Genomic DNA, 26,218 nt, shown 5'->3' with positions numbered 1-26,218 from the left:
ATTATGCCACCCACAGGCTGAAAGCCTGCGGTAGTTATATAGTTATTTACTTTTTTCCCAAGCCATCCGCATATATTTCCGCACTTCATCATTAATATCTTCCTTAAAATACATCCTGAAGTAGTGATTATACTGATCGGTGCCGGGCACTTGTTTTATTTTACTGAAGCACAGGTTATCGTCATAAACCTGTTTAAAGGGAAATACCACATCAATAAAGTTTTTACCTAATTGGGTAACATAAGCAAAGTTTATCCTTGCTCCCAATGCTATCATGCTTTTGGTAGGATAAACTTTAATTTCGGTAATTTGCAGGTACTCATCAATCAAATGATCAAACAGCGCTATGGTATGGGGCGTTTTGCTGCTTAGCGCTTCCGATAGCTCCCTGTCGCGGCATGAATGCACCTGGTTGGTGGCGGTAAATTCACGTTCGCATAAAGGGCAGGTCCACATAAGTTTTACGCGGTTTTGATTTCTTTGCCCAGCACGCTGTTTTTATAGCTGTAAGTGGCATAAATTACCAGACCTATCACCAGCCATATCAAAAACCTGAGCCAGTTGGTATAGCCAAGCTCGGTCATCAGATAAAAACAGCTCATCAGCCCCAAAACAGGAATGAGCGAGAAGTTTTTAATAAAGCTGTAAACCGCTATAATAATGATCAGGATAAAGAAAAGATAGTTAGGGAAATTATACAGGAAGCCGTCAAAACCTAAATAATACTTCTTAGCATCGCTGATATCGTTAGTTTGCCTTAGCGCGGTATTGAATTTATCCTCTTCTATATCCTTAAAATATTTTTTAGCCGAGTCGGGCTGGGCAGTTACATTAGCGTTATAAAGCTGATTGGTAGTTTTAAGCAGGCTCAGCTTGTCATTGTTATCCATGTTATCAATGATGTCGCTACGGTCTTTTAGCTTTTTAAACTGCATCATTTCAACCTGGGCAGCCGGCTTAAACCATGCAACCGAACCCAAAATCACCATTGTGATAATTGGTATAATAAATTTACCATTCACATACGGTAAATGGAATTTGCCTTTAACGGCCTCTTCACGCGGCAGCAGCAGCACACCGCCGCAAACCAGTACAAATGCAAACAGGGTGCCTATACTGGTCAAATCGGTCACCTCGGTAAGGTTCATGAACAGGGCCGGTATAGCCACCACAAAACCGGTTACTACCGTGGCAAAGGCAGGTGTTTGATATTTTGGATGGATACGTGAAAATGCTTTGGGCAATAAGCCATCGCGGCTCATGCTCATCCAGATCCTGGGCTGGCCTAACTGGAATATCAGCAATACACTGGCTGTAGCGATAACTGCACTGATGGAGATTACATAGCTAATCTTATTTAAGCCCACCTTTGCAAAAACAAAGGCCAGTGGGTCACCAACCTGCAGGTCTTTATAACTTACCATGCCGGTAAGCACCAATGCTATCAGGATATATAATACTGTACAAATCACCAGCGAATAGATCATGCCGCGGGGCAGATCGCGCTGGGGCCTTTCACATTCTTCGGCTGTGGTTGAGATGGCGTCAAAGCCGATATAAGCAAAAAACACCCCCGATACGCCTTTCATAACGCCACTGAAACCATTAGGCATAAAGGGGTGCCAGTTGGCAGGTGTAACATAAAAAAAGCCTACCACTATAACCGCTATAACAATCACTATCTTCAAAACCACCATAGCATTGGTGGCCTTTTTTGTTTCGCGGATGCCCACATAAACCAGGTAAGTGATGATGATAACAATTAAAAGGGCGGGTAAATTGGCAATGAGCTTAAAACCACCTATGCCCGGCGCCTGATCCCAGGCCAGTGCTTCTGCTTTTACTTTATCACTGATATCAGCCAGGTTTGCACCTGCTGCCTGAACCTGCTCATGCCCGCGCAGGGCCGAAACATAGTCCATAGTCAGAAACTTAGGCATATGGATATGAAAGCCTTCCAGCAGGTTTACAAAGTATTCGCTCCAGGAAATGGCTACTGCGATGTTGCCAATGGCATATTCCATTAACAGGTCCCAGCCAATGATCCATGCTATCAATTCACCGAAAGAGGCATAAGCGTAGGTATACGCACTGCCCGCAACCGGGATACGCGAGGCAAACTCGGCATAACAAAGGGCCGAAAAGCCGCAGGTAACAGCGGTTAAAATAAACAGGATGGAAACCGCAGGGCCGCCGTGGAAAGAGGCTTCGCCAATTGTGGAAAATATACCTGCCCCCACAACGGCGGCTATTCCCATGAGGGTGAGGTCTTTTACGTTAAGTTCTTTTTTGAGTTGGGATGACGTTGTACCGGGATGCTCACTATCACTAAAACCACATTCAACATCATTTAAAATTTTTGCTACCGACTTTTTACGAAAGATACTTTTCGACATGTAGTTTAATTAATAAGTGCTAACCAATCTCAAAATTAATCATTTTTTTGCATTGAATAAGTATATGCTTACTTTGCAGCATGAAGATAGGAATAAAAGACGTGCTGCACAGGATCCGCCCTTTTTTTATCCTTTACCTTATCGTTTTAGCCACCTGCCTGACTATCAAACTGCTATTTACCCGAGAAGCTATTTTTTTTACCGTAAATGGTTGGCACCAACCCTGGCTTGATACCATTGAGCCTTATGTTACAGATATCGGCGACGGCACCACAGCCGTAATAGTGTCACTTGCTATGCTTTTATTCAGCTACCGCAGCTGGCTGTTAATGGCCTCAAGCTATGCCATAACATCCATAGCTGCACAAATCCTTAAATACATTTATATCGCTCCCCGGCCAAAGCTATACTTTGCCAGCCAGTGGACCAGGGTACATACCGTAGAAGGTGTTTATATATTGGAGAAATACAGCTTTCCGTCCGGACATACGGTGAGTGCTTTTTCTGCCGCGCTGGTCATAACGTACCTCTGTAAAAACAAAGGCTGGGGAATCCCTGCCTTGTTTGTCGCCATAATGGTTGGCTATTCAAGAATTTATTTAACCGAGCACTTTTATGAAGACGTGCTTGCCGGCTCGGCTATTGGTGTGTTTGTTACTATATTTTGGCTAACATGGCTTGATGGTAAGCAGTTCATCAATTCGGCCAAATGGAACAGGGGCCTGCTCGATAACGTATTCAAAAAAGCCCCTGTCGCTAATTAAACTCCAGCTTCCAGTTGACTGTTTTTACGTTTGATCACAGTTAATACGATAATCAGTATTATAACGGCGGCGCCACCATAAATACCTATTTTGGCCGGGGCGGACATGCCTTTAGCGTCAGACAAATACTGATCGCGGCGGTCTAAAGTAGGTGCTATTTTGATAGAACCCGAAAATTGTTTCAGTTCGGCCTTTGCCAGATCAAGTCTTTGCTCCGGATAGTTATATTCAAAAGTATAGGTTACGTCCTGGGTATATAACAGAATAAAATTTCTTAACTCCGGAGATTCGCCGGTTGAGCCGCTGTTATCAATCCGAAGGGTGAATACCTTTCCTTCCAGTTTACCGATAGTGGTATCACGCGGATACATTACACTGCCATTAACAGATTGTTTTTGAATACCATTGATGTAGGTTTTAAATACATCCTTCAAATCGCTCTCTTTATTTAAAGGTTTTGTATTAGCGTTTGGCACGCGTAAAACAAGAATATTACCTAATGATGCACTACCCTGGTATATCTGCTGGCCTAATGTATCCTTTTTAGTAAAGCCTGCGGGTAGCGAAACCGTGACAAGGCTATCTATCTTTACAGGTTTAAGTGCCTGGCTAAAACCTGTAAGCGAAAACAGTATTATGCTTAAGCTTAAAATTATCTTTTTCATATTTATTTAACTTGAAAAAGAAGAATAAGTTTTAACTAATAATACATTATGAGATTTACATTAAAATTAAATGACTTATAATCAACAATATAAATATGAGCTGAAAGCTTAAGGCTGAAAGCTTTTCAACACAAAGCTTTTTGCTTTGAGCTTTCAGCATTAAGCTCTTTTCAGGCTTTAAGCTTATTCAAAAGTGCATCTAAACATACTTCTGCAAAGGCAGTTGATGAGTCTGAAACACCGTATGGAATAATGAGTTTATTGTTGTGTACAATTACCCCGCATGAATAAAGCACGTTAGGTACATAGCCTTCCCGCTCATCACTGTTGGGGATCAGCAAAGGCTCGCGCAGGCGGCCAATTTCAACCGTTGGGTCATCCAGTTTAAGCAGACTTGCACCCAGCACATAACGGCGCATGGGACCAACGCCATGGGTTATCATGATCCATCCATCGGGTGTTTCAATGGGCGAGCCGCAATTACCTATCTGCACAAACTCCCAGCTAAATTTAGGCTGTTGCAGCATTACCGGCTTTTCCCAGATATTGATCTTATCCGAATACATGATATAGTTATTGCAGCCGTCTATCCGCGATATCATCACATACTTGCCGTTCACCTTGCGCGGAAACAAGGCCAGGTTTTTATTCTGCGCACCGGCTCCGTACAAAGGCATGATCTTAAAATTATAAAAATCAGTTGTTTGCAGCAGTTTGGGCATAATCAGCGAGCCATCATAAGCTGTATAGGTAGCGTAATATAGTTTGCTGCCGTCATCGTTGGTAAACTGTACAAAACGGGCATCCTCAATACCCTTACGTTCATATTCGGATATCGGGAAGATCACCCTGTCGGAAATATCGGTATCCAGTGAAAAAACAATTTCATAATAGGAATCTGCAAGCCAAAGCACTTTATCATACTCCAGCCGCTTCATGTCGTCTTCCTGCAGTTTTTGCGAATCCATGATGATCCGGCGCAGGTTGGCGTACTCAAAATGATGATCGAGCTTTGATTCCAGCTCGCTTATAACATCAATATTAATTTGGGTGATGGCAGCTTTTTCAAAAAAAAGCTTTTTATTATAAACGGCATTCCTCACAATTTCGGCCTCATCAATGTAACTGCCCGCAGGTTGTATGCTGATGTTGTTATCCTTATCTATCAAGGCCCGGCGAAAAGTTATGGAAGAGATATGCCCCTCGCCTACCGCCCGGAAACTGATGATCACCCTGCGCTGGCCGTCTTCAAGCTCAGTTTGGTCGGGATCTTCAACTATTGAGGGATTAAAGAAGGCGGCCGATTCAATAGAATATTCATGGGTAAAGTAAGAACCTATAAGCAGCTTGCGGTAAACGGTAAGCGTATCAAAATCAATATTGAGCTCTAAAAACAAGGGCTTAAGTTTGCTGCAATGCCTGTTGAGCACCCGGGTAATATTACGGTGCCTTTTGGAATATTCCTGCAGCAAGGGCGATACAATGCCAAAAGCATCATCTTCGCTGATTAACATTACACGCTCAATAACCTCTTTGGCGCGATCGTTCCCATTAAAAAAAAATCTTGCTATTACACGTTTCGGATCTGGATTTACCCGGATGGGTTTGCGTTCGATAGAAAGTCTCATACAATGAAGTGGTAGCTTTTAGTTTGTAACACCAATCGGCGCAAATTGATTTGCGCTTTTTTAATTTAAACGCAAGATTTAAAAAATGACACTTTACAGGCCGCTATAAAAACCTATCTTCATACTTTATTAATCTTCGGTACGGTACTTTGCCTGCCGTGAATAATCTTGATCCTGTAACCCTTATTGATAGTTCCTGTAAATGCACAATTATGAACGTACTAATTGTTGAAGACGAAAAAGGCCTTGCGCTTGAGGTTGATGAATTTTTAAGCCACGAAGGTTTTACGGTTGAACACGCCCGCACCAAAAAATCAGCATCTGAAAAAATCTTCGTAAACAATTATGACTTTATCCTGCTCGACCTGGGCTTGCCCGACGGTGACGGCTTTGACCTGCTTAAAATGCTGAAAGGCATGAACGAACGCGAAGATGCTGTAATTATCCTCACCGCCCGCGGCGCTGTTGACGACCGGGTATCGGGCCTTGAACAGGGTGCCGACGATTACCTGGCAAAGCCGTTTTCATTAAACGAACTATTAGCCCGCATGCACGCCATCACCCGCCGCAAACACCGCCTGGAGAGTAATGACATTAATGTAAAAGGGTTAAAGATCAACATACAGAACCGTACCGTTACCTACAATGATGAGCGTATAACCCTCACCAAAAAAGAGTTCGAGATCTTCAATTACCTGGTTCTTAACAAAAACAGGGTAATATCGCGCACCAACCTCACCGAACATGTTTGGGGTGATGTATTGGAAATAAATTCCGACTCTAACTTTGTGGATGTGCACGTTAAAAATCTGCGTAAAAAGCTATCGGTATATATCCCTATAGATTGGTTTGAAACCGTAAGGAGCATCGGCTACCGTATCAACATCTGAAATTGACAGCCTCATGAAATTACAGGTAAAACTGGCCCTTTATAATACGTTAACCAAATTAGCCATTATACTTTTCACTGGCCTGCTTATCCTGCTTTCTATCGAGAAGATCTCGTATAATCATGTAGAGCTCAGGCTTGAGGAAAATGAAAGGGAAACGCTTAAAAACCTCAGTTCAAAAGAGATTAGCAGCAAGCTTGCTAATCAAAAGCCTTATACCGATTATAATATTTTAAAAGAGGAGTTCATTATTATAACCCCTGTTAAATTTGAGCCCACCGAAACCAAAGCTGTAAAGTTCACAACCGAAACACGTACCAGTGACCTGGTTACGCAAACTTATCGCATCCTGACTCACCAGTTTAATTTTAACAACCATACCTATCTGCTTGAAATTGGCGTGTCAGTTACCTCCATTGAGGAATTAAAATCCATCATTAAAAGGTTTACCCTTTTGACATTGATAATAGCACTCGCCCTTACGCTGGTAAGCGACCTGGTGTTTACCAAATTTTTGCTTGCGCCCTTTTATAAGATCATCGACCGTAAGCTGATCAAAGTAAATGATCCTATGAACTTTGATTATGAAAAGATCCAGACCACCACACAGGATTTTGAACTGCTTGATGACAGTATCAGCACACTCATGAAAAAGATCAGTAACCTGTTTGCTCTGGAAAAACAGTTCATTGCCAATGTATCGCATGAATTACTTACGCCTATATCAATTATCAGTTCCCGGCTGGAGAATATTTTATTGCAGGAAGAACTTAGCGAGGCCAGCGAAAACAAGATGCACGCTTCGTTGAAAACATTAAACCGGCTTAAATCTATCATCAATAGCCTGCTGCTGATATCAAAAGTTGAAAATAATCAGTATGCCAAGACCGATGTGGTGATGATAGCAGGCGTAATTATGGAGATCCAGGAAGAACTGGAAGACCGTTTGGAAGAAAAGCATCTCACCTTCAACAATAACATTAAATACATCTACTCCATTATGGGTAACCGCCCGCTGATGCATACCTTGTTGTTCAATTTGATAAACAATGCTATTAAATACAATAGGCCCAAAGGTAGTATCACCGTTGCCGATGCATTGAAGGAAGATGTTTATGTACTGGAAATTACGGACACAGGTGCGGGGATGGACCAACAACAAATAGAAAACGCTTTTAACCGTTTTGAAAAATTTGAGACTGAAGAAAAGGAAAGCTACGGCCTCGGTTTAGCTATTGTAAAAAGTATTACTACTTTTCATGACATCAGGGTAAAAATAGATTCGGTAAAAGACAGGGGAACGAGCATATTCCTCATATTTAACCGTGAATAACGACTTCACTTAATCTTCACATTGTATCAATACCTTTGCTAAGTTTATTTTGTAAGTAGATCCCCTATTTAACTATAGAGGCCGTTTTCCAATGGGAATGGCCTTTTTTTGTTTTCAAGAAAACCCAATCAAAAAACTACCGTTATTGCGAGGTACGAAGCAATCCCAAACTATACAGAGCGGCCCGCGTATTGGGGATTGCTTCGTACCTCGCAATGACGCCTTTTTTACAAAATAATCTCTTATATCATCTTATTCCGCTTAACCAGGTAGGTATTCAGGATATGATGATAGCCTTCATGGATGTCAGCATCAACCAGGTCAATATGATACTGCGCACATTTTAGCTCCAACTGATGGCGGTATTCTTTTAATGATGCTTTATAAGCATCGCGGATGCGGGCCGGGTTTACCTTCAGCTCGTCGCCGCTTTCAATATCAACAAAGTGATGAGGACGGTTATCAAAATTAAACTCAAGTTCTTTTTGCTTATCAGTAACATTAAAAATTATTACCTCATGCTTATTAAACTTTAAATGCTGAATTGCCGCGAATAAAGCCTGCTGCTTTTCGGCATTCAGATTATTCTCCAGCATATCACTAAAAATAATCACCAACGAACGCTGATGAATTTCCTGCGCTATATGGTGCAGCACATTGGTGATATTGGTTTGCGTATTTACTTTAGGGCTGGCATACATTTTTTCCAGCTCGGCATATAAATAAAACAGGTGCGTAGTGGTTGATTTGGCCGCGCTGATCCAGTCTATTTTATCCGAAAAAAGGCAAAGTCCAAAAGCGTCACGTTGTTTTTTAAACAGGTACATGAGCGATGCTATGGCATAAACAGAAAACTGAAGTTTATTAGTATCCGTTTCAGGAAAGTTCATGGATGATGAAGTATCCAGCAGCAAAAAACAGCGAAGATTTGTTTCCTCTTCAAACTGCTTTACAAACAATTTATCGGTACGGGCCAGCAGCTTCCAGTCGATATTTTTTACCGACTCGCCGTTGTTATACAATCGGTGTTCGGCGAACTCAACAGAAAAACCATGAAAGGGGCTTTGGTGCAGGCCGGTGATAAAACCTTCAACCACCTGCCGGGCCAACAATTCGAGATTGGCCAGTTGCCTTATTTGCTGATCATCGTTTAATTTGGGCATAGGCTAATATATGGACATAAAAAAAGCGTTGCAAAATTGCAACGCTTTTTCAAAAAATATGTTGTATTAATGCTACAGTGAATAGCATTAAATAAAATTAAAGGTTATGCTAACTGTTTTACCAGTTTATCAGTTAATACTGATTTTGGCACAGCACCGATTTGTTTATCAACAATTTCGCCATTTTTGAAGAACAATAAGGCAGGGATGTTACGGATACCGTATTTTACAGATATACCTGGGTTGTTGTCAACGTCTACTTTACCAACAACAGCTTTGCCTTCATATTCTTTAGCAATATCTTCAACTACCGGACCTACCATCCTACACGGACCGCACCATTCTGCCCAAAAGTCAATTAATACCGGTTTGTCTGATTTCAGGACAAGCTCGTCAAAGTTTGCATCAGTTATTTCTAAAGCCATGATTTCTATTTTTTAAATTTTGTACTTACAAATATATGCTATTCAAATTGCTTGCCACAAGTGTACTACTGACAATGTGACAATTATATTATTATAACCCACGCAGTTAACGCATGCATGACCATTTGTCGCATTTACACCTTCAAATACCGTTTTGCGACCTGACGTATTTACACAAATAACCTGTTTCCGAACGATATTTACAACTACGCTAGCGGGTTACTTTTTAACATTGATGGTATTAATTAACATACAGCTATTCAACATGCTCGTGTTTATTATCCCTTTCATCCTAATTTTAATTGCACCAATACTGCAATGGAAGCTTTCATTGCGCCGAATAAAGGATAAAATAAGCTTGCCATTATCTGTAATTTTCCTGCTGTCCATTTTACTCGCAGCGGGCTTGGCTGCACTTGCGTTTATAATTTCTCTTTATGGCTTCTTGCCTACCGATATTAAATGCGCAACGGGATATACTGTTTTTATCAGTTTCGGCCTAATAAATATCTGTCTGGTCATTCCCGTTATTGGAATTATCACTACAATACGATATTACAACGTGCATAAATAGTAAATTATGGGCGTTGCCTGCGGCCGGGCTGTACGCTCATACTGCACGGGCCTTAGCCACATGGCCGGTATCCGCTCCCATCCCTAACGCAATCGAGAGGTATTCAAACAATTTCCGTATCAACAAACTAATAATCAGGTTACTTTTTAACATATGTGGTATTAATTAACACTATCGCTATACATTATGATGATTATTGTCTGTTTAATACTCATTATTTCAGCTTCTATATTGCAAATCGTCTTTTCAATAGTGAGAATCATAGGACGTATCCGCTTGCCGCTAATTGTCATCATGACTTTGTCGATAATTACAGGAATAGGACTTTCCGCATTAACTATACAACAACATCTCAATGCTCACCTATGATGATGCTCCCTATCGCAGGTGTTTTCCTTATTGCGATTACTTCTCCCATTACTTTTATCATCAGTTATATTATCTATCTCATCAAAACAAAAAATGACCGGAAGCTACAGCCGCCGATCATTGGTTAATATATTATTCCGCGCCCTCAATAAATACCCAATCCCAATCTTTCCGTGAGGGAAGTTAAAAAGTCTCCCCCTTCAGGGGAGATTTAGAGGGGCTTATGCACCTTTTAAAGTGGCCATGCCACCATCAGCAATCAGCTCGGCACCTGTTATAAATGTTGAATCATCAGAAGCGAAGAAGGCAACTGTTTTGGCAATCTCTTCTGCTAAGCCGAAACGGCCCATTGGTATCTGTTTGATCAGTTCGGAACCCATGCCTTCCAATTGTTCCTGGGTTAAGCCTAATTTATCGGCAGTGTGTAAAGGTGTTACAACCGGACCAGGGCTTACAGAGTTAACCCTGATACGACGTGGCAACAACTCGGCCGAAATGTTTTTAGCTAATGAAAGCAATGCTGCTTTACTTGCTGCATAAACAGTTGCGCCGGCCATACCGATATGTGCGTTTATAGAAGTATTAAGTATGATAGAGCCGCCATCATTAATTAAAGGCAACAATTGCTGAATACTGAAGTAAGCACCCTTAAAGTTGATGTTCATGATATCATCAAACATCTGCTCGCTCATCTGCTCAGTTGAATTGAACTGGCCAATACCTGCATTAACAAATACGATGTCAATTTTCTCGGCAATGGCTTTTACTTTTTCACCCAGTTGTTTAACCTGGTTGATGTCGCCGCTGTCGGCAATTACACCATGAGCATCGGCACCAAGTGTTTCAAGCGCTTCGTTGATTGATTTTTGGTTCCTGCCGGTGATAATCACTTTTGCACCTTGTGCAATGAACTCCTGTGCTGTGGCCAGGCCTATACCACTGTTGCCGCCTGTTATTACTGCTGTTTTTCCTTGTAACTTTTTCATTATCTTTGTTTTGATACATCAAAGGTACAGTGAGTTATAGCTCCCCACAAGAATGCACCATTTTGTGTGCAACATACTTTTTGGTAGGTTATGGGCCGGTTTGATGCAATCGATATATCGCCTTTTTCATTATGACAAAAAACAGACATTCCGATCACTCCTGCACTATGGCAGCGGCGCTAAGCGTAATTAGTGGTAAGTGGAAACTGAGTATAATCAACCAATTATTAAGTGGTCAGAAGCGTTACAGCGAGATAAACCGGGCCATTCCCGGCATGACCGAAAAGATGCTTTCACAACAGATCCGCGAACTGGAAGAAGACGGCATAGTATCCCGCCACATTTTTCCCGAAGTACCACCAAGGGTTGAATATTCCCTTACTCCCATAGGCCAGGAGTTATCATCTATATTTTATACCCTCGAAAGATGGGGCAGCCACTACATGACCATTACTAACGCCAACGGCGAAGTAATTCAGCCTGATTATACTTGTTATACTTTAGTGAAACAGGATGATGACGTGGTGAAGGAAAGCGTATAAGCTCTTGCGCTCGTTTGCAACGAGCGCTTAATATGGTTGGGCGATTGTATCGCCCGTTGGGTTATAAACGCAAACCAAGGTTATGCACTCGTTAAAAACGAGCGCGAGTTGAAATATTAAACTAATGTGATGGAAGAAATACTTGAAGTTTTCTCTAAGCGTTTAAAAAGCCTTGAATCCGCTGAAAAAGCGATTGATTTAGAAAAAATCATCGAGGCACTAAGAATCGAAAAATTTGTAAGTTCCGAAAAGCTCGAAATAATTGGCGGAATAGTCAAATCTGAATACTCTTGGAATTACCCCAATATCGATAGTAAATATAATCATGACTCCTATGTTAGCGAAAGAAGTGAATTATCGGCAAAAAACAAGCACTTCCCATCTAAAGAATTTTTTAATGAGTTTGAAAGTTATTTAAAAGTGGCCAAAAGTATTCAGATCAAAATAGATTCTGAATATGATAAATATTATGGTAGTGAATATGGATATGATGTTGATCCAAATTCTGTGGGACTTCTAACTGATGAATTGGATTATTATTTGTTAAGCTGTGTTTAGGCTTGTTTAAATCAATTGAATCTTACAATTTGACAACTGACGTAAAAATCCGGGAAAATTTGATCGACGTTTTATTGACAGATTCAATTTGTTTTATAGACTATCTTGTCGAGAGAACTAAGCCTGAAATTCCAAAAATAATATTTAATATACCTAAGAGAAGATTTAGGGAATAAAAACAAATAAAACCTCATCGAAAAGTTAATGGTCTTTTTTTTAGCCTGTAGTACGTTGAAAACACCTACCACAAGTTATTGATTTTAATGTATCACGCAAATTCAAGACAGTGATGCTATTTTTACCCTTCTGAAAGTAGATCATTATGACGGTTTCTGATTTTAGCTTTAAACTCTTCCCACGAAATACCTTTTACTCTACCACTTTCATAATCGTCAACTCGTGATTGCATTTCATTCAAAAAATCTTCATCATCCCAATGATCTTGCGGTTCGTTTTGATTCTTTTCTTCCATAGTAAAAAACTTTTTAACTCAACACCGGCTCCTCATTTGTCAAGCTAAGGATCCCGGCCATAAAATCATCGCTTGGATTTACTTTAAATGATTTGGATGACAGCTCAACAAGCATAACCTCTTCTCTATCCTTGATCTGGAAACGAAGCTTACAGTTTTTTACCGGGTACTTTTGATTGTTATCATCTATCATATGCTGAATATCATCCAGCAGTTTGCTGTTGAGCATTTGCACATCAATGCAAACCGTTAATGATTTGGTAAGCTTATCGCGCATTTCTGATAGCAGGTCCATTACCGCGATGCGCAGGTCCCAGTTATCTTTCTGGCGGAATTTCTCTTCAATGTTTCCTTTAATATGCAGGAAGTAGCCTTCCATCATCATATTGCGGAACTTGACATAATCATCACCAAACAAAGCAAACTCGTACGATTCATTGTAATCCTCAAACACAAACGTGCCGAAGGGTTTACCGGTCTTGGTCATTTTATGCTGAACGCTTGATACTAAACCACCAATCCGCAGCTCACCCCGACGGCGCAGTTCATTAAAAGCAGCTGTTACATCTTCACCGCCTTCGCCCGAGCGGGCTTTTTGCATTAGCTTCAGATCGCTGATGGTAGCGTTACAGAAACGTTTAAGCTCAACCTTATAATTATCTAACGGGTGGCCGGTTAAATAGATCCCGATAACCATTTTCTCGTACTTCAGCTTCTCTATCAACGGCCATTCCTCAACATCGGGCATAGCCGGCTCCGGTACATATGATGCTACCGAACCGCCAAATAATGATGATTGAGAGCTGCTTTGCACGTTTTGATAATCATTAGCGTACTTAATGAGCCGTTCAACACCGGTTAACGTACCCAACTCGGTTTTGGCAAAAAACTGGGCACGGGGAATCCCGAAGCCATCAAACGCGCCGCCATAAACCAGGTTTTCATACGATTTACGGTTAACACTGCGGGTGTTTGAGCGCCGTGCAAAATCATATACCGTTTCAAACGGGCCATTGGCATTACGTTCTTCAATGATACTTTCCACCGCTTTATCACCCACACCTTTTACGCCGGTTAACCCGAAACGTACCTGCCCGCGTTTATTCACCGCAAAAGCCATATCCGACTCATTGATATCCGGTCCTAAAACCTCAACGCCCATACGGCGGCACTCCTCCATAAAGAAGGTGATTTTTTCAATGTTATTCTGGTTATTTAAAACCGCCGCCATATATTCAGATGGGTAATGCGCTTTTAAATAAGCCGTTTGGTATGCCACGAAAGCGTAGCAGGTAGAGTGCGATTTATTGAATGCGTACTGGGCAAATGCCTTCCAGTCGGTCCAGATTTTGGTAAGCTTATCTTTAGGGTGGCCCTTGGCAACGGCGCCCTCCATAAACTGGGCTTCCATTTTGTTGAGTACCTCAATCTGCTTTTTACCCATCGCCTTACGCAAAACGTCGGCATCGCCTTTACTAAAGCCTGCTAACTTTTGCGACAAAAGCATCACCTGTTCCTGGTATACGGTAATACCATAGGTTTCTCCCAGGTATTCCTCCATATCGGGCAAGTCGAACACGATAGGTTCGCGGCCATGCTTACGGGCAATAAAGTTTGGTATATACTCTATCGGGCCCGGACGGTAAAGGGCGTTCATGGCTATCAAGTCTTCAAACTTATCGGGCTTAAGCTCGCGCAGGTACATTTGCATACCATCACTTTCAAACTGGAAAGTACCGTTGGTATCGCCACGCTGATAAAGCTCATAAGTTTTAATATCATCAAGCGGGATGTAGTCGATATCGATCACCACACCATGATTTTGCCTGATCATGCGCAGCGCGTCCTTTATAATGGTAAGGGTTTTTAAACCCAAAAAGTCCATCTTAATTACACCGGCATCCTCAATCACACGGCCATCATATTGGGTAACCAGTAAGTCCGAATCTTTTGCTGTTGCTACCGGTACAATCTCGGTAAGGTCATAAGGGGCAATGATGATACCTGCGGCGTGTACACCGGTATTACGTACCGATCCTTCCAGTTTTTCAGCTTCACGCAGTACCTGTGCCTTAAGGTCGTTACCGTTCAGGATCTCCTTCAGTTCAGGCACCTGTTCAATGGCATCTTTCAGGGTGATACCCAGGGTTTCGGGCACCAGCTTTTTCATGGCACTTACATCGGCCAGCGGCATATCCAATACACGGCCCACGTCCTGGATACTGGTGCGGGCAGCCATCGAACCATAGGTAATGATCTGCGCTACCTGGTTTTTGCCATATTTATCAACCACATAGTCAATAACCCGCTGGCGACCGGCATCATCAAAGTCCGTATCAATATCGGGCATCGATTTACGGTCGGGGTTCAGGAACCTCTCAAACAGGAGGTTGTACTTCATCGGATCAATATTGGTGATCCCGGTACAGTAAGCCACTACCGATCCCGCCGCCGAACCACGGCCCGGGCCAATGAACACGCCCATATCGCGGCCAGCCTTTATAAAGTCTGCCACGATGAGGAAGTACCCTGCAAAACCCATAGTACGAATGGTGAACAACTCAAAATTGATGCGTTCTTCGGTTTCCGGACTAATATCACGATAACGCTCCTTGGCGCCCATAAAGGTAAGGTGCTTCAGGTATTCCCATTGATTTAAAGTATCGGCATCGGGTGTTTTGTGGATCTTAAACTCTTCAGGAATTACGTAGTTGGGCAGCAGGATATCGCGTTTTAGCTTTAACACCTCCACCTTGTCAACAATTTCATTGGTATTATCCAGTGACTCGGGCAGGTCATGGAACAGCTTGCCCATTTCCTCCTGTGTTTTAAAGTAAAACTGATCGTTAGGGAAACCGAAACGATAACCTTTACCACCTTCCTCGTCGGTAGCTATCGGGGTGCTTTGCATATCGCCTGTGTTTACGCAAAGCAAAATATCGTGCGCGTTTGAGTCTTGCTGATCTACGTAATGCGAATCGTTTGAACAGATCACTTTTACGTTATACTTTTTAGCATAAGTGAGCAGCACATTATTGATAATTTGCTGCTCCGGAATTTCGTGACGCTGTAACTCGATATAAAAGTCCTCACCAAACAAATCCAGCCACCATTTAAACTCCTTTTCGGCATTTTCGGGCGTATCCCTTAAAATAGCTTGTGGTACCGAAGCCCCAATACAACAGGTAGTAGCAATGATACCTTCGTGGTATTTTAAAATAAGTTCTTTATCAATACGCGGCCATTTACTGTACAGGCCTTCCATATACCCCAATGAGCATAGCTTCACCAGGTTTTTGTAGCCCGTAGGATTTTTGGCCAGCATCAGCTGGTGGCGGCGCACGTCCTTATTCTCCTTGGTGAACTGCTTTTTATGCCTGTCTTCAACCACATAAAACTCGCAGCCTACAATGGGTTTTACATTGTGTTTACCGGCTTCGGCTACAAACTTAAATACGCCAAACATGTTGCCATGATCAGTAATCGCGAGGGCCTTCATTCCGTCCTTGGCGGCTTTTTTATACAGCTTGGAAATATCGGCGGCACCGTCGAGCAGGGAGAACTGGGTATGTACGTGGAGGTGAGAAAAATCAGGCATAGTTAATCCGTTTCAACAAAATCTTTATGAGTTACAAAGTTAAAACAAGTTAGGGATGTAGACTGTTAAAAAGTAACACTGTGGAAATTTAATTAAAGCCGGCCCCATTTTGTAAATTATACAAAACACACAGCTAACTGCTATCCTTAGCATGCTATTTGTTTATATTAAGCATCGCTATCTTAACCTTTGAAATACGTATACAATTGAAAAAAACACTACGAATAGCCCTTAAAACAATACTCTGGATACTGGTTAGTTTAGTTCTGCTGGTTATCCTTGTAGTAATTTTAATACAGGTTCCTGCTGTTCAAAACTTTGCGAAAGACAAAGCGGTAACTTTTTTACAAAATAAGATCCATACCAAGGTTAAGATTGGCCATATTAGTCTCGGTCTGCCCAAGCTGCTGGTTTTGGAAGATGTATACTTTGAAGACCAGAAAAAAGACACCCTTATAGCCGGCGAAAAACTAAAGGTTGATATCAGCATGCTCAAGCTGCTGCATAGCCAGGTTGAAGTGAACGAGATAAACCTGCAGGGCATCACTGCCAATGTAAACCGGGGCGCCGATAGCGTTTTCAGCTTCGATTACATCATTAAAGCTTTTGTAAGCGAACAAAAGAAAGAGGTAAAACCTACCGATACTACATCAGCCATGAAGTTTTCTGTTGATAAGATCATCCTCGATAAGATCAACATAAAATATAAGGATGCCATTACCGGCAACGATGTGAAATTTTTATTAGGCCATTTTGATACCCGCGTTAAGGATTTTGATATGGATAAAATGAAGTTTACCATACCCAAAATTACCCTGAGCGATGTAAACGCGAAGATCATCCAAACACCAACCAAAGCTATCCCACCACCTGATACCGCAACCACTCCGCTAAATATGGATTTGAATTTAGGCGTGATCGATATCTCCAAAATCAAAGTCGATTACCAAAGCGCCGAAATGGGTGCAAAGGTAGACCTAAGCAAGTTTTTGGTGGAGATGGATAAGATCGATCTGAAAAATCAAAAGGTAGGAATTAAAAATATTGAGCTAAGCAATACCAAAGCCGGATTGACCCTCGCAAAACCCCAAACTGTAGTTAAAGAAGTTGTTAAGACAATTAAAAAACTGGATACGCTGGTATCATCACCAACCAAATCGGCCTGGAGGGCTACCATTGGCAAGGTTACTTTTACTAACGATAATATTAAGTTCGATAATGAAGCACAGAAAGCGATCCCCAAAGGCCTTGATTTTGGACACATGGATATACGCAGCCTGAACGCCGAAGCCGAAAATATTTCCTACAGCCCGGATACCATTTCGGGCAAGATCAATACCTTTACTTTTGCTGAAAAAAGCGGTTTAAAGATCAACAAATTTCATACGTCATTCCTGTACGGGCCAACTAATGCTTATATGAATGACCTGTTACTGGAAACGCCGAATACCACATTGCAAAAGTCGGTACAGGTACGTTACCCTTCTATTGATGCCATCACCAAAAACACTGGCGCGCTCGGTATCAATGCCAATTTAGATGGTAGCCGTTTGGGCCTAAAGGATGTTTTATTGCTGATGCCAACCATGGCCAATATGGAACCGTTCAAATCTTCGCCGGGTACGGTGTTTAAGATCAACGGCCGGGTAAGCGGACAAGTGAACAACCTCGAGATCCCCAACCTGGAAGTTACCGGCTTAAGCAGCACGCATATCAAGGCTTCAGCTAAAATGAAAGGGTTGCCCGACGTAAACAAGGCCACCTTTGATGTAAACATTGCCGATTTCAGCACCAGTCGCAGTGATATTGCCAAATTGGCCCCCGCCGGCAGCATCCCGCCAAATGTGAGCATTCCCGAAAAAATGAACCTGAAAGGTACTTTTAAAGGCAGCATGTACAGCTTTAATACCAAAATGGGCTTGCGCTCGAGTTATGGCGCAGTTGATCTGGTAGCTGCTTTAAAAAACGGGAAAAACAAAAACGCGGCCACTTATACCGCCAACATTAAGGCGAATGAACTTAATGTGGGCGCGCTTACCAAACAGCCGCAAATGGTTGGCCGCATAACCATGAGCGCCAACGTGAAAGGCACAAGCCTCGATCCTAAAAAAGCCAGCATCGCTTTTAATGGCAATATTGCAAAGGCTTATGTTAAAGGCTATACGTACAAAAACCTGGTAATGAAAGGTACATCGAGCAACGGGGCTTATACCGCTGTTGCTACCATGAAAGATCCTAACATTAATTTTAGCCTAAATGCGAAGGCTGATCTCAATAAAAAATATCCGGCAGTGAAGGCCACTCTGAATGTGGATAGCATCAACCTTAAAAACCTGAATTTTGTGAAGGACGATATGCGTTTCCATGGCAAGATCGTGGCCGATGTACCAACCGCCGATCCGGATTATCTGAATGCCGATATTAAAGCTACCGATCTATTGGTGGTGAACAAAGGTCAACGGATCCAGATGGATACCATCAGCCTCATCTCTACAGCCAGTGCCGACAGCAGTACACTTCGCTTAAAAACTGCTGTCATGAGCGCCCATATGGCCGGTAAGTACAAGTTTACCCAAATTGCCCCGGCCTTGCAGGATGTGATCAATAAATATTTTAACACTGCTATCGCCGGTGGTCAACAAGTGGCGGTAAAAACCAAAGGCGGTAAACCCGTCAAAACCAAGCCAGCACCTGCAGTTAAATATTCTCCGCAGCAGTTTACGTTTGAAGCCAAACTGGTTAAAACGCCATTGCTTACCCAGTTTGCCCCCGACCTAAAACAGCTTGACCCTGTTTTACTGAACGGCAGCTTCAACAGCCAAACCGGTGAACTTGTTGTTAAAGGCTCCATACCCAAAGTGGTTTACGGCACTAATACCATTAATAAAGCGTCGCTTAACATTAACACCGCTAACAACGCGCTTAACTATAATCTTTCAGTTGATGAGGTTAAAGTTGGATCGTCTGTCGACCTGTTGTATGCCAGCATTTCCGGAGCTGCGCAGGACAACAAAGCAGGCTTAAACATTCAAATCCGCGATGCGGCAAAAAAAGAACGCTTCCGTATAGCTGGTACCTTCAGCATATTACCTAACGAATACCAGTTCAGCTTTAATAAAGATGGCCTATTGCTGGATTATTTGCCATGGGCCGTTAGTGACGATAACTTTTTACAATATGGGCCAAAAGGGATCCTGGCGCATAACTTCACCATCAGCAACAACAACCAGATCCTTAGTGTTAACAGCAGTACGCAGGAATTTAACAGTCCGCTGAATATCAAATTCGATAACTTCCATATTGAAGCCCTTACCAAAATGGCTAAGCAGGATTCCTTACAGGTAGGTGGCGTTATTAATGGAGATGCCACGGTAAGTAACTTCCAGGCCTCACCAGTATTTACAGCTGCTATCAACGTTAATGATTTTAACTTTAAGGGCGATACTGTGGGCAACATTGCCCTCAAAGTAAATAACCAAACCGAGAATGCGTATGCAGCACAAATGAGTATAACCGGCAAAGGCAACCAGGTTGACCTGAACGGCACTTACTACACCTCGCCCGAAAGCCGTTTTGATCTCGACCTGAATATCGTGAACCTGAGCATGAAGAGCATCGAGGGATTTAGCTTTGGTAACCTGCGTAATGCCACGGGTAATATTACCGGAGCACTTAAAATATCAGGCACTACAGATGCGCCTTCGGTACGGGGAGATATCAACTTTAGCAAAGTAGGCTTCAACGTGGCTATGCTTAACTCCTACTTCCGCATGCCGCAGGAAAGCATTACGTTTAACAACGAAGGCATCCGCTTTAATGATTTTACGTTGGTTGATTCGACCGGCAACAAGGCTGTGGTAAGCGGCAGTATCTACACCAAAACTTACACCGATTTTGCCTTCGGCATGGATATTAACGCCAATAACTTCAGGGTGACCAACTCCACCCAGGTCGATAACAAACTTTACTACGGTAAACTGTACGTGGATACCCGCATCAAGATCCGCGGCAATATGACTAAGCCGGTGGTTGATGCCAACCTTACTGTTAATGACAAAACTGACATGACCTTTGTGCTGCCCACCAACGACCCGGCGCTGGAAGACCGGAAGGGAGTTGTCGACTTTATTGATAAAGATGCTCCTAAAATGGATTCCATCCTGCTGGCCAGGCAACTGGATTCGCTCAAGAAATCGGATGTTACGGGTTTGGATGTTTCTGCAACTATCAACGTAAACAAAAATGCAGCGTTTACTATTGTAGTTGATGAGCGAAATGGCGATATCGTACATCTTAAAGGCGAGGCCAGCCTGAATGGCGGCATTGATCCAAGCGGCAAAATAAACCTTACCGGTACTTATGTGGTTAACTCGGGCTCGTACAACCTGGCCTATGCAACTGTCAAGCGCACTTTTAACTTTAAAAAAGGCAGCACCATTGTTTGGACCGGCGACCCAACCAGTGCCAATATTGATCTTACCGCTATTTACGTAGCCAATGTACCACCTATTGACCTGGTTTCAAACCAGCTTTCGGATGCGCAAAATAGTACGATGTACAAGCAAAAACTACCTTTCAATGTTAACCTTAACCTGAAAGATCAGTTGCTCACACCAACTATCAGCTTTGACATTGTATTGCCCGATAGCTCGTATTCCGTATCATCAGATGTGGTAAGCACTGTAAATACCCGCCTTACCCAGATACGCCAGGATCCTAACGAGCTTAATAAACAGGTTTTGGGGGTATTGGTATTGGGCCACTTTATAGGCGATAACCCGCTGCAAAGCCAGGGTGCTGGTACTACCGTTGAAGGCACCATCCGTAACAGCGTAAGCAGTTTACTATCCGATCAGTTGAACCGGCTGGCAGGCAGCCTGATCTCGGGCGTTGACCTTAATTTCGGTCTTACATCCGGCGAGGATTATTCGTCGGGAACGGCTACAAACCGGACAGATCTGAATGTTGGCCTGTCTAAACGGTTCCTGAACGACAGGCTTACCGTAAGTGTGGGCAATAACTTTAACCTGGAAGGCAATCAACCCGGTCAAAAAGCGTCGAACATCGCAGGTGACGTATCCATAGCCTATAAACTAAGCAAGGACGGTCGCTATACCCTGCGTGCTTATCGCCGCGACGAGTTTATTGTGATCCAGGGACAGATCATTGAAACAGGCGTAGGTTTTACTTTGACGGTTGATTATAACCGCTTCCGCGAGATCTTCCGCAAACGTACCCCTGAAGAACGCAGGTTGCGCCGCCAGTACCAGCAGGAACAAAAGGAGAAAAAAGAAAAACAGGACGAGGCAGATAAAGCATTGGAGCAAAAGAACATGCAGCAGCAACAGGAAAACAAACCGCAAACTACTTCAAACTAAGCCCATGACCAAACATTTAAAATATATACTGCTTTCATCATGTGTTTTACTGAGTGCCTGCAGTACCACTAAATTCCTGGCGCCCGGCCAAAAACTGTACACCGGCGGCGAGGTTGTGATCAAAGATTCGGTGTTGAAAAAGAGCGAGAAAAAAGCTTTAAGTGAAGAGCTTGGGGCTTTACTAAGGCCGGTGCCTAACAGTACCATATTAGGTTTGAGATTTAAACTGTGGCTGTACTTTAAAACAAAAACCAATAAAACCAAAGGCCTTGCCCACTGGCTTAACAAAAAAGGTGAGCCTCCTGTGCTTATTAGTTCTGTTAACCTTGATCAAAACAGCAAAATCCTGCAAAACAGGCTACAAAATGAAAGCTATTTTCAGGCGCAGGTTAGCGGCGATACGGTAAGCAAAAAACCAACGTCAAAAGTTGCCAAAGCGGTTTATACAGCAGTAACCGGGCCGGGCTATAAAATCAGGAAGGTAGTATTTCCGCAGGGTAACCGCACTATCGATACCGCAGTAGCCGGAACGTCGGCAAAAACGCTGCTAAAAGTTGGCGATAAATACAACCTTGATGTTATTAAAACCGAACGGCTGCGCATTGACGCTAAACTTAAAGAAGAAGGTTTTTACTATTTCTCACCCGAAAACCTCATCATGCATGTGGATAGCACTATAGCCGGGCACCAGGTTGATATTTTTGTGGCTGTTAAAAATGAAACACCTGGTCGCGCCCAAAACATTTATACCATCAATAATATTTATGTGTATCCGAGTTACTCGTTAAGAGATACTTCGCTGATGAAGGATAAAGCTGTTTTTTATAAATGGTATAATATTGTTGAGCGTCGTAACACAGTACATACTTACACTTTTGCCAATACCGTGCTGATGCGACCCGGCCAGGTTTATAACCGTACCGCTCATAACAATTCGCTTAACCGCTTCATTAACCTCGGCCCTTACAAGTTTGTAAAAAACAGGTTTGAGGATGTATCAGCCGATTCATCAAAACTCGACGTTTATTATTTTTTAACCCAATACAAAAAGAAATCACTATCGCTTGATATTTTAGGGCGCACCACATCAGCCAATTACACCGGTACACAGGTAAATTTAAACTGGCTCAACCGTAATGCCTTTAAAGGTGCCGAGGCTTTAAAAGTAACCTTATTTGGAAGTACGGATGTGCAGGCAGGAGGGCAAAATGCCGGCTATAATGTGTACCAGGCCGGTATTCAAACCACGTTGTCGTGGCCGCGCTTTATCGGGCCTATCTATCCAAAAGCGGCTGATGCCTACATTCCGCATACAAATCTGAGCCTCGGATATTCTATTGTAAACCGCCAAAAACTATACAACTTAAATTCATTTAACCTATCATTTGGTTACCAGTGGCGCGAAACAGAGCACCGTTCGCATGAGCTTAACCTTATCAATTTTCAGTTTGTAAATCCATTAAGTGTATCTGACGAATATAAGGCAAGTATCAATCCGGCTAAAGGCCCTGTTAATCCGGCCTTAAAGCATGTTATCGATAAACAGTTTATACTGGGCCCAAGCTATAGCTTCACTTATACCAATACCAACGAGGATTACCGTACCAATACGCTTTATTATAATGGAAAGATCAGCCTTTCAAATAATATATACGGATTGGTTACCGGTGCGGATAGCGCAGGCGGAAAACCTAAAAAGTTGTTCGGTGCTATTTTTAACCAGTATGTAAAACTGGAAAATGAGATCAGGTATTTTCATAAAACCGGGCCGAACAGCACTATAGCCAGCAGGCTTATTGTGGGCGTAGGTTTACCCTATGGCAACTCAACACAGTTACCTTATAGCCAGCAATTCTTTATTGGTGGCCCTAACAGCTTACGGGGTTTCAGGGCAAGAGCAATCGGGCCAGGTTCATTTGACCCGAGCAGCGGTGTAGGCACAGGCGGCTTCCTTGCCGATGAATCGGGCGATATCAAGATAGAAGCTAACGTTGAGTACAGACCAAAACTATTCAGCATAGTACGCGGAGCTTTATTTGTTGATGCGGGTAACATCTGGCTTCTGCACTCCAACGGATCACAGCCGGGCGCTGTGTTTACCAAAAGCTTTTTAAATGATTTTGCCGTCGATGCCGGCTTTGGTTTAAGGTTTGATTTAACCGTACTGATATTGCGTACAGATTTAGGTATCCCGTTACGAACACCTTATGTTCGCGCTAACGAGCCTCGTTGGGATTTCAACTTTAACCGGAGTGTATTTAACCTCGCAATCGGGTATCCGTTTTAATTTTACAGTCTAAATATAACAAAAGTTAAGCTTGGCATATAGCATAGCGCCAAACAGCACAATTAGCCAAAAGCTATTGTGCTGTTTGCTTTGATAGGCAATCAATCATACATATACGCGTCTGTTTTACACTGGATCGGCTCCCTCGCCGTTTTCAAACTGTATTCAATACAAATCATTTCTTTTTAAATTTATCGGTGATACAACAAAACAAAGCGATACACCGTATCATTGCATATTGATAAAAAGCAGCGATGTTAAATTGATACAAATTATAGAATGCCGCTAAAAAGCCCTTTTTTTAAACTTTTAATATTAACATTGTTTCTATTCCCGGGCCGAGTATATGCCGACATTCCATATCAGTTAGTTTACCTGAAAAATTATAGCGCCCCTGATGGCCTGCCCAGTTCAAGGGTTAACTATTTAATGCAGGACAGCAGGGGTTTTATCTGGCTGGCCACCGATAAAGGCGTAAGCAGGTTTGACGGACAGCACTTTAAAAACTTCACATCGGCCGATGGGCTGGAAAACAATGAGTGTTTCCGGATTGCCGAGGATAATTATCACCGGATTTTCTTTTACTGTAATAACTACCGGGTATGTTACTATGAAAACGGACTTATACATAAGCTTAATTCATCTCAAAAAGTAATCGTTTCACCCTTCGCCAATTTCTTTTTTAACCGTTATAATGAGCTCTGTGTAAATTACGGGCTTAGTACCAAAGTATATCATTTTGAAGAGTTAAAATCGGAAAGACATGCTATCCGGCATTTGAACGGGTACATTTATGGTTCTGACGGAGAAGAGATCACCCTATCTGAAAACGACCTTGACATCCTCGAAGAAGAGCTTAGGGCCGGCCAGTTAAGTTTTCAAACCGCCAATACCAATACCAAACCTTACCGGTTGGCTTTACAGCAAAATTATTTGTTACTGATAACAAAGGACTGGGTACATATTTATCGGTATCAAAAAAGCGGGATCATCCCGCTCAATAAAATCTTTTTTACCGGCAATGTGACTTCGGTGTACCTTACCGGCAAAAATACGTTTGCCGTTACAACGGTAAAACAGGGCACCTACATTATTAACTATCTTACCGGCGAGCGGAAAAATTACCTTAATAATAACATCACTACCGCTACGGTTATTGACCGGGAAAATAATTTATGGTTTGGCAGTTATGACAAAGGTTTTTTTCTGTGCACCAATCCCGAAATAAAAATCATTAACAAAGAAAGCGGGCTGGCCAATGAAGATGTTTTAAAACTGGGCATTGCAGGAGGATACCTTTTTACGGGACATGTTTTAAGCACCCTCAGCTACATGAAGCTTGGGGCAAATCAGTGGTCATCAATAGGCACCATTTCCTTTAATCAAAACCGGTCTGACTTTAACCGGATAACCAACCTGCTTACAATTCCGGGCAACAGGTTCATGATTGGTACCGATAATGGCTTATTCAGATTAGATATTTCGAATAAGGCCCCATTATCATGGCATTCTGTAAAAATTTTTTATGGCCCGATAAAAGGAATTGCTGCACGATCCGACACAGTATATTTTCTTACACAAAATGCAGTTGGCGTTTTGACAGATGAGTTGAAACATCAAATGGGGTACAATTTTAAGCCTATACGTATGACATCTGTTACATGGTATAAGAGTAAGATGCTCGTAGGCTCACTTTACGGGTTATACCAGTTTGTACCTTTCGGGGGCGCTGGCAAGTTTTCCTCTATTCGTATCCTGGCCGATAAAGGAATAAATGTTGTTAAGAGCCTGGCATCAAATAATGATGTATGCGCCATAGGCACCGAAGCCCAGGGGGTGTTTTTGTGGACTGGGGAAAAAATTGTTCAATTTAGATCTCCTGCTATTTTTTCAGGCGATATCCGTAAACTGGTATGGACAGATGACAATACACTATGGGTCTGCACCGCAAACGGTGTAAGCATTATCAGCTTCTATAATCATTATCAAAATTACCGGATAAGTTTACTCAATACCAGTAACGGGCTCCCCTCGGATAACGTTGCCGATGTGGTACAGAACGGCCATGATTATTATATAGCTACAGATCAGGGCATAGCCGTTACTCAAAATTTAGGGAACACCGCCCTGCCTAAACCGGTGTTGATTAATGATGGGATACCCGGAACTCAAAACAGCTTTACTTACGGC

Annotated in this window: 17 protein-coding genes; 8 read left to right on the top strand and 9 right to left on the bottom strand. The window is 42.4% G+C overall.

Annotated features, from left to right (window positions below; genetic code table 11):
* Positions 1-42: 42 nt before the first annotated feature.
* Positions 43-456, bottom strand: coding sequence for a DUF5655 domain-containing protein (locus tag IEX80_RS10600; RefSeq protein ID WP_229701595.1), 414 nt, complete (start codon positions 454-456; stop codon positions 43-45).
* Positions 457-461: 5 nt separating this feature from the next.
* Positions 462-2,396, bottom strand: coding sequence for an amino acid permease (locus IEX80_RS10595; RefSeq protein ID WP_188832870.1), 1,935 nt, complete (start codon positions 2,394-2,396; stop codon positions 462-464).
* 80 nt (positions 2,397-2,476) lie between these two features.
* Here IEX80_RS10595 and IEX80_RS10590 point away from each other — a divergent pair, with 80 nt between their 5' ends.
* Entirely contained in the window at positions 2,477-3,160 is a 684-nt protein-coding gene (locus IEX80_RS10590; protein ID WP_188832869.1) for a phosphatase PAP2 family protein, read from the top strand.
* Here the strand turns inward: IEX80_RS10590 and IEX80_RS10585 are convergent.
* Complete coding sequence (locus IEX80_RS10585) at positions 3,157-3,825, bottom strand: hypothetical protein (RefSeq protein WP_188832868.1); 669 nt, start codon at positions 3,823-3,825, stop codon at positions 3,157-3,159. The two genes, IEX80_RS10590 and IEX80_RS10585, sit on opposite strands and share 4 nt — an antisense overlap.
* Before the next feature lie 170 nt (positions 3,826-3,995).
* Complete coding sequence (locus tag IEX80_RS10580; RefSeq protein ID WP_188832867.1) at positions 3,996-5,453, bottom strand: glycoside hydrolase family 130 protein; 1,458 nt, start codon at positions 5,451-5,453, stop codon at positions 3,996-3,998.
* A gap of 212 nt (positions 5,454-5,665) precedes the next feature.
* Between IEX80_RS10580 and IEX80_RS10575 the strand changes: the two genes are divergently transcribed.
* Positions 5,666-6,343, top strand: a complete 678-nt coding sequence (locus IEX80_RS10575) for a response regulator transcription factor (protein WP_090531992.1) — start codon at positions 5,666-5,668, stop codon at positions 6,341-6,343.
* A gap of 13 nt (positions 6,344-6,356) precedes the next feature.
* Positions 6,357-7,676: a sensor histidine kinase gene (locus IEX80_RS10570; RefSeq protein WP_188832866.1), complete on the top strand. Its 1,320-nt coding sequence runs from the start codon at positions 6,357-6,359 to the stop codon at positions 7,674-7,676.
* Positions 7,677-7,918: 242 nt separating this feature from the next.
* Here IEX80_RS10570 and IEX80_RS10565 read toward each other — a convergent pair whose 3' ends face one another.
* The 3 genes from IEX80_RS10565 to IEX80_RS10555 form a co-directional block, all read right to left on the bottom strand.
* A complete protein-coding gene (locus tag IEX80_RS10565; protein WP_188832865.1) occupies positions 7,919-8,839 on the bottom strand; it encodes a DUF58 domain-containing protein in 921 nt (306 codons plus the stop codon).
* 104 nt (positions 8,840-8,943) lie between these two features.
* Positions 8,944-9,264, bottom strand: a complete 321-nt coding sequence (trxA, locus tag IEX80_RS10560) for a thioredoxin (protein WP_090531998.1) — start codon at positions 9,262-9,264, stop codon at positions 8,944-8,946.
* A 1,164-nt stretch (positions 9,265-10,428) separates the two neighbouring features.
* A complete protein-coding gene (locus tag IEX80_RS10555) occupies positions 10,429-11,193 on the bottom strand; it encodes an SDR family oxidoreductase (protein ID WP_090532000.1) in 765 nt (254 codons plus the stop codon).
* Between the two features lie 131 nt (positions 11,194-11,324).
* On the opposite strand from IEX80_RS10555, the gene IEX80_RS10550 reads away from it, so the two are divergent.
* Together IEX80_RS10550 and IEX80_RS10545 are read left to right on the top strand one after the other, a co-directional pair.
* Positions 11,325-11,735, top strand: coding sequence for a winged helix-turn-helix transcriptional regulator (locus IEX80_RS10550; RefSeq protein WP_090532002.1), 411 nt, complete (start codon positions 11,325-11,327; stop codon positions 11,733-11,735).
* A 129-nt stretch (positions 11,736-11,864) separates the two neighbouring features.
* Positions 11,865-12,293 (top strand): hypothetical protein, encoded by a 429-nt coding sequence (locus IEX80_RS10545; protein WP_188832864.1) that lies wholly within the window; start codon positions 11,865-11,867, stop codon positions 12,291-12,293.
* 298 nt (positions 12,294-12,591) lie between these two features.
* Here the strand turns inward: IEX80_RS10545 and IEX80_RS10540 are convergent, their stop codons facing one another.
* Positions 12,592-12,765 carry an addiction module protein gene (locus tag IEX80_RS10540; RefSeq protein ID WP_090532006.1) on the bottom strand — a complete coding sequence of 58 codons (174 nt, stop codon included), beginning with the start codon at positions 12,763-12,765 and terminating at the stop codon, positions 12,592-12,594.
* Between the two features lie 13 nt (positions 12,766-12,778).
* The gene (gene dnaE / locus IEX80_RS10535) at positions 12,779-16,363 is read right to left on the bottom strand and encodes a DNA polymerase III subunit alpha (RefSeq protein WP_188832863.1); all 3,585 of its coding nucleotides are present in this window, start codon (positions 16,361-16,363) and stop codon (positions 12,779-12,781) included.
* A gap of 206 nt (positions 16,364-16,569) precedes the next feature.
* Between dnaE and IEX80_RS10530 the strand changes: the two genes are divergently transcribed.
* From IEX80_RS10530 to IEX80_RS10520, 3 genes are all read left to right on the top strand, one after another.
* Complete coding sequence (locus IEX80_RS10530; protein WP_188832862.1) at positions 16,570-21,741, top strand: translocation/assembly module TamB domain-containing protein; 5,172 nt, start codon at positions 16,570-16,572, stop codon at positions 21,739-21,741.
* A gap of 4 nt (positions 21,742-21,745) precedes the next feature.
* Complete coding sequence (tamL, locus tag IEX80_RS10525) at positions 21,746-24,028, top strand: translocation and assembly module lipoprotein TamL (RefSeq protein WP_188832861.1); 2,283 nt, start codon at positions 21,746-21,748, stop codon at positions 24,026-24,028.
* Positions 24,029-24,349: 321 nt separating this feature from the next.
* On the top strand, positions 24,350-26,218 hold a 1,869-nt coding region (locus tag IEX80_RS10520), incomplete at its 3' end, for a two-component regulator propeller domain-containing protein (RefSeq protein WP_188832860.1).

Origin of the sequence: Mucilaginibacter rubeus, assembly GCF_014643835.1 — a bacterium.
In the GTDB taxonomy this organism is placed as follows: Bacteria; Bacteroidota; Bacteroidia; order Sphingobacteriales; family Sphingobacteriaceae; genus Mucilaginibacter; species Mucilaginibacter rubeus.
Note: the sequence above shows the minus strand (reverse complement) of the source record. Positions and strands in the feature narration are given on the sequence as shown.

Coding starts and splice junctions, on each gene's coding strand:
- IEX80_RS10600 (WP_229701595.1), bottom strand. CDS start 456: ATGTGGACCTGCCCTTTATGCGAACGTGAATTTACCGCCACCAACCAG.
- IEX80_RS10595 (WP_188832870.1), bottom strand. CDS start 2,396: ATGTCGAAAAGTATCTTTCGTAAAAAGTCGGTAGCAAAAATTTTAAAT.
- IEX80_RS10590 (WP_188832869.1), top strand. CDS start 2,477: ATGAAGATAGGAATAAAAGACGTGCTGCACAGGATCCGCCCTTTTTTT.
- IEX80_RS10585 (WP_188832868.1), bottom strand. CDS start 3,825: ATGAAAAAGATAATTTTAAGCTTAAGCATAATACTGTTTTCGCTTACA.
- IEX80_RS10580 (WP_188832867.1), bottom strand. CDS start 5,453: ATGAGACTTTCTATCGAACGCAAACCCATCCGGGTAAATCCAGATCCG.
- IEX80_RS10575 (WP_090531992.1), top strand. CDS start 5,666: ATGAACGTACTAATTGTTGAAGACGAAAAAGGCCTTGCGCTTGAGGTT.
- IEX80_RS10570 (WP_188832866.1), top strand. CDS start 6,357: ATGAAATTACAGGTAAAACTGGCCCTTTATAATACGTTAACCAAATTA.
- IEX80_RS10565 (WP_188832865.1), bottom strand. CDS start 8,839: ATGCCCAAATTAAACGATGATCAGCAAATAAGGCAACTGGCCAATCTC.
- trxA (WP_090531998.1), bottom strand. CDS start 9,264: ATGGCTTTAGAAATAACTGATGCAAACTTTGACGAGCTTGTCCTGAAA.
- IEX80_RS10555 (WP_090532000.1), bottom strand. CDS start 11,193: ATGAAAAAGTTACAAGGAAAAACAGCAGTAATAACAGGCGGCAACAGT.
- IEX80_RS10550 (WP_090532002.1), top strand. CDS start 11,325: ATGACAAAAAACAGACATTCCGATCACTCCTGCACTATGGCAGCGGCG.
- IEX80_RS10545 (WP_188832864.1), top strand. CDS start 11,865: ATGGAAGAAATACTTGAAGTTTTCTCTAAGCGTTTAAAAAGCCTTGAA.
- IEX80_RS10540 (WP_090532006.1), bottom strand. CDS start 12,765: ATGGAAGAAAAGAATCAAAACGAACCGCAAGATCATTGGGATGATGAA.
- dnaE (WP_188832863.1), bottom strand. CDS start 16,363: ATGCCTGATTTTTCTCACCTCCACGTACATACCCAGTTCTCCCTGCTC.
- tamL (WP_188832861.1), top strand. CDS start 21,746: ATGACCAAACATTTAAAATATATACTGCTTTCATCATGTGTTTTACTG.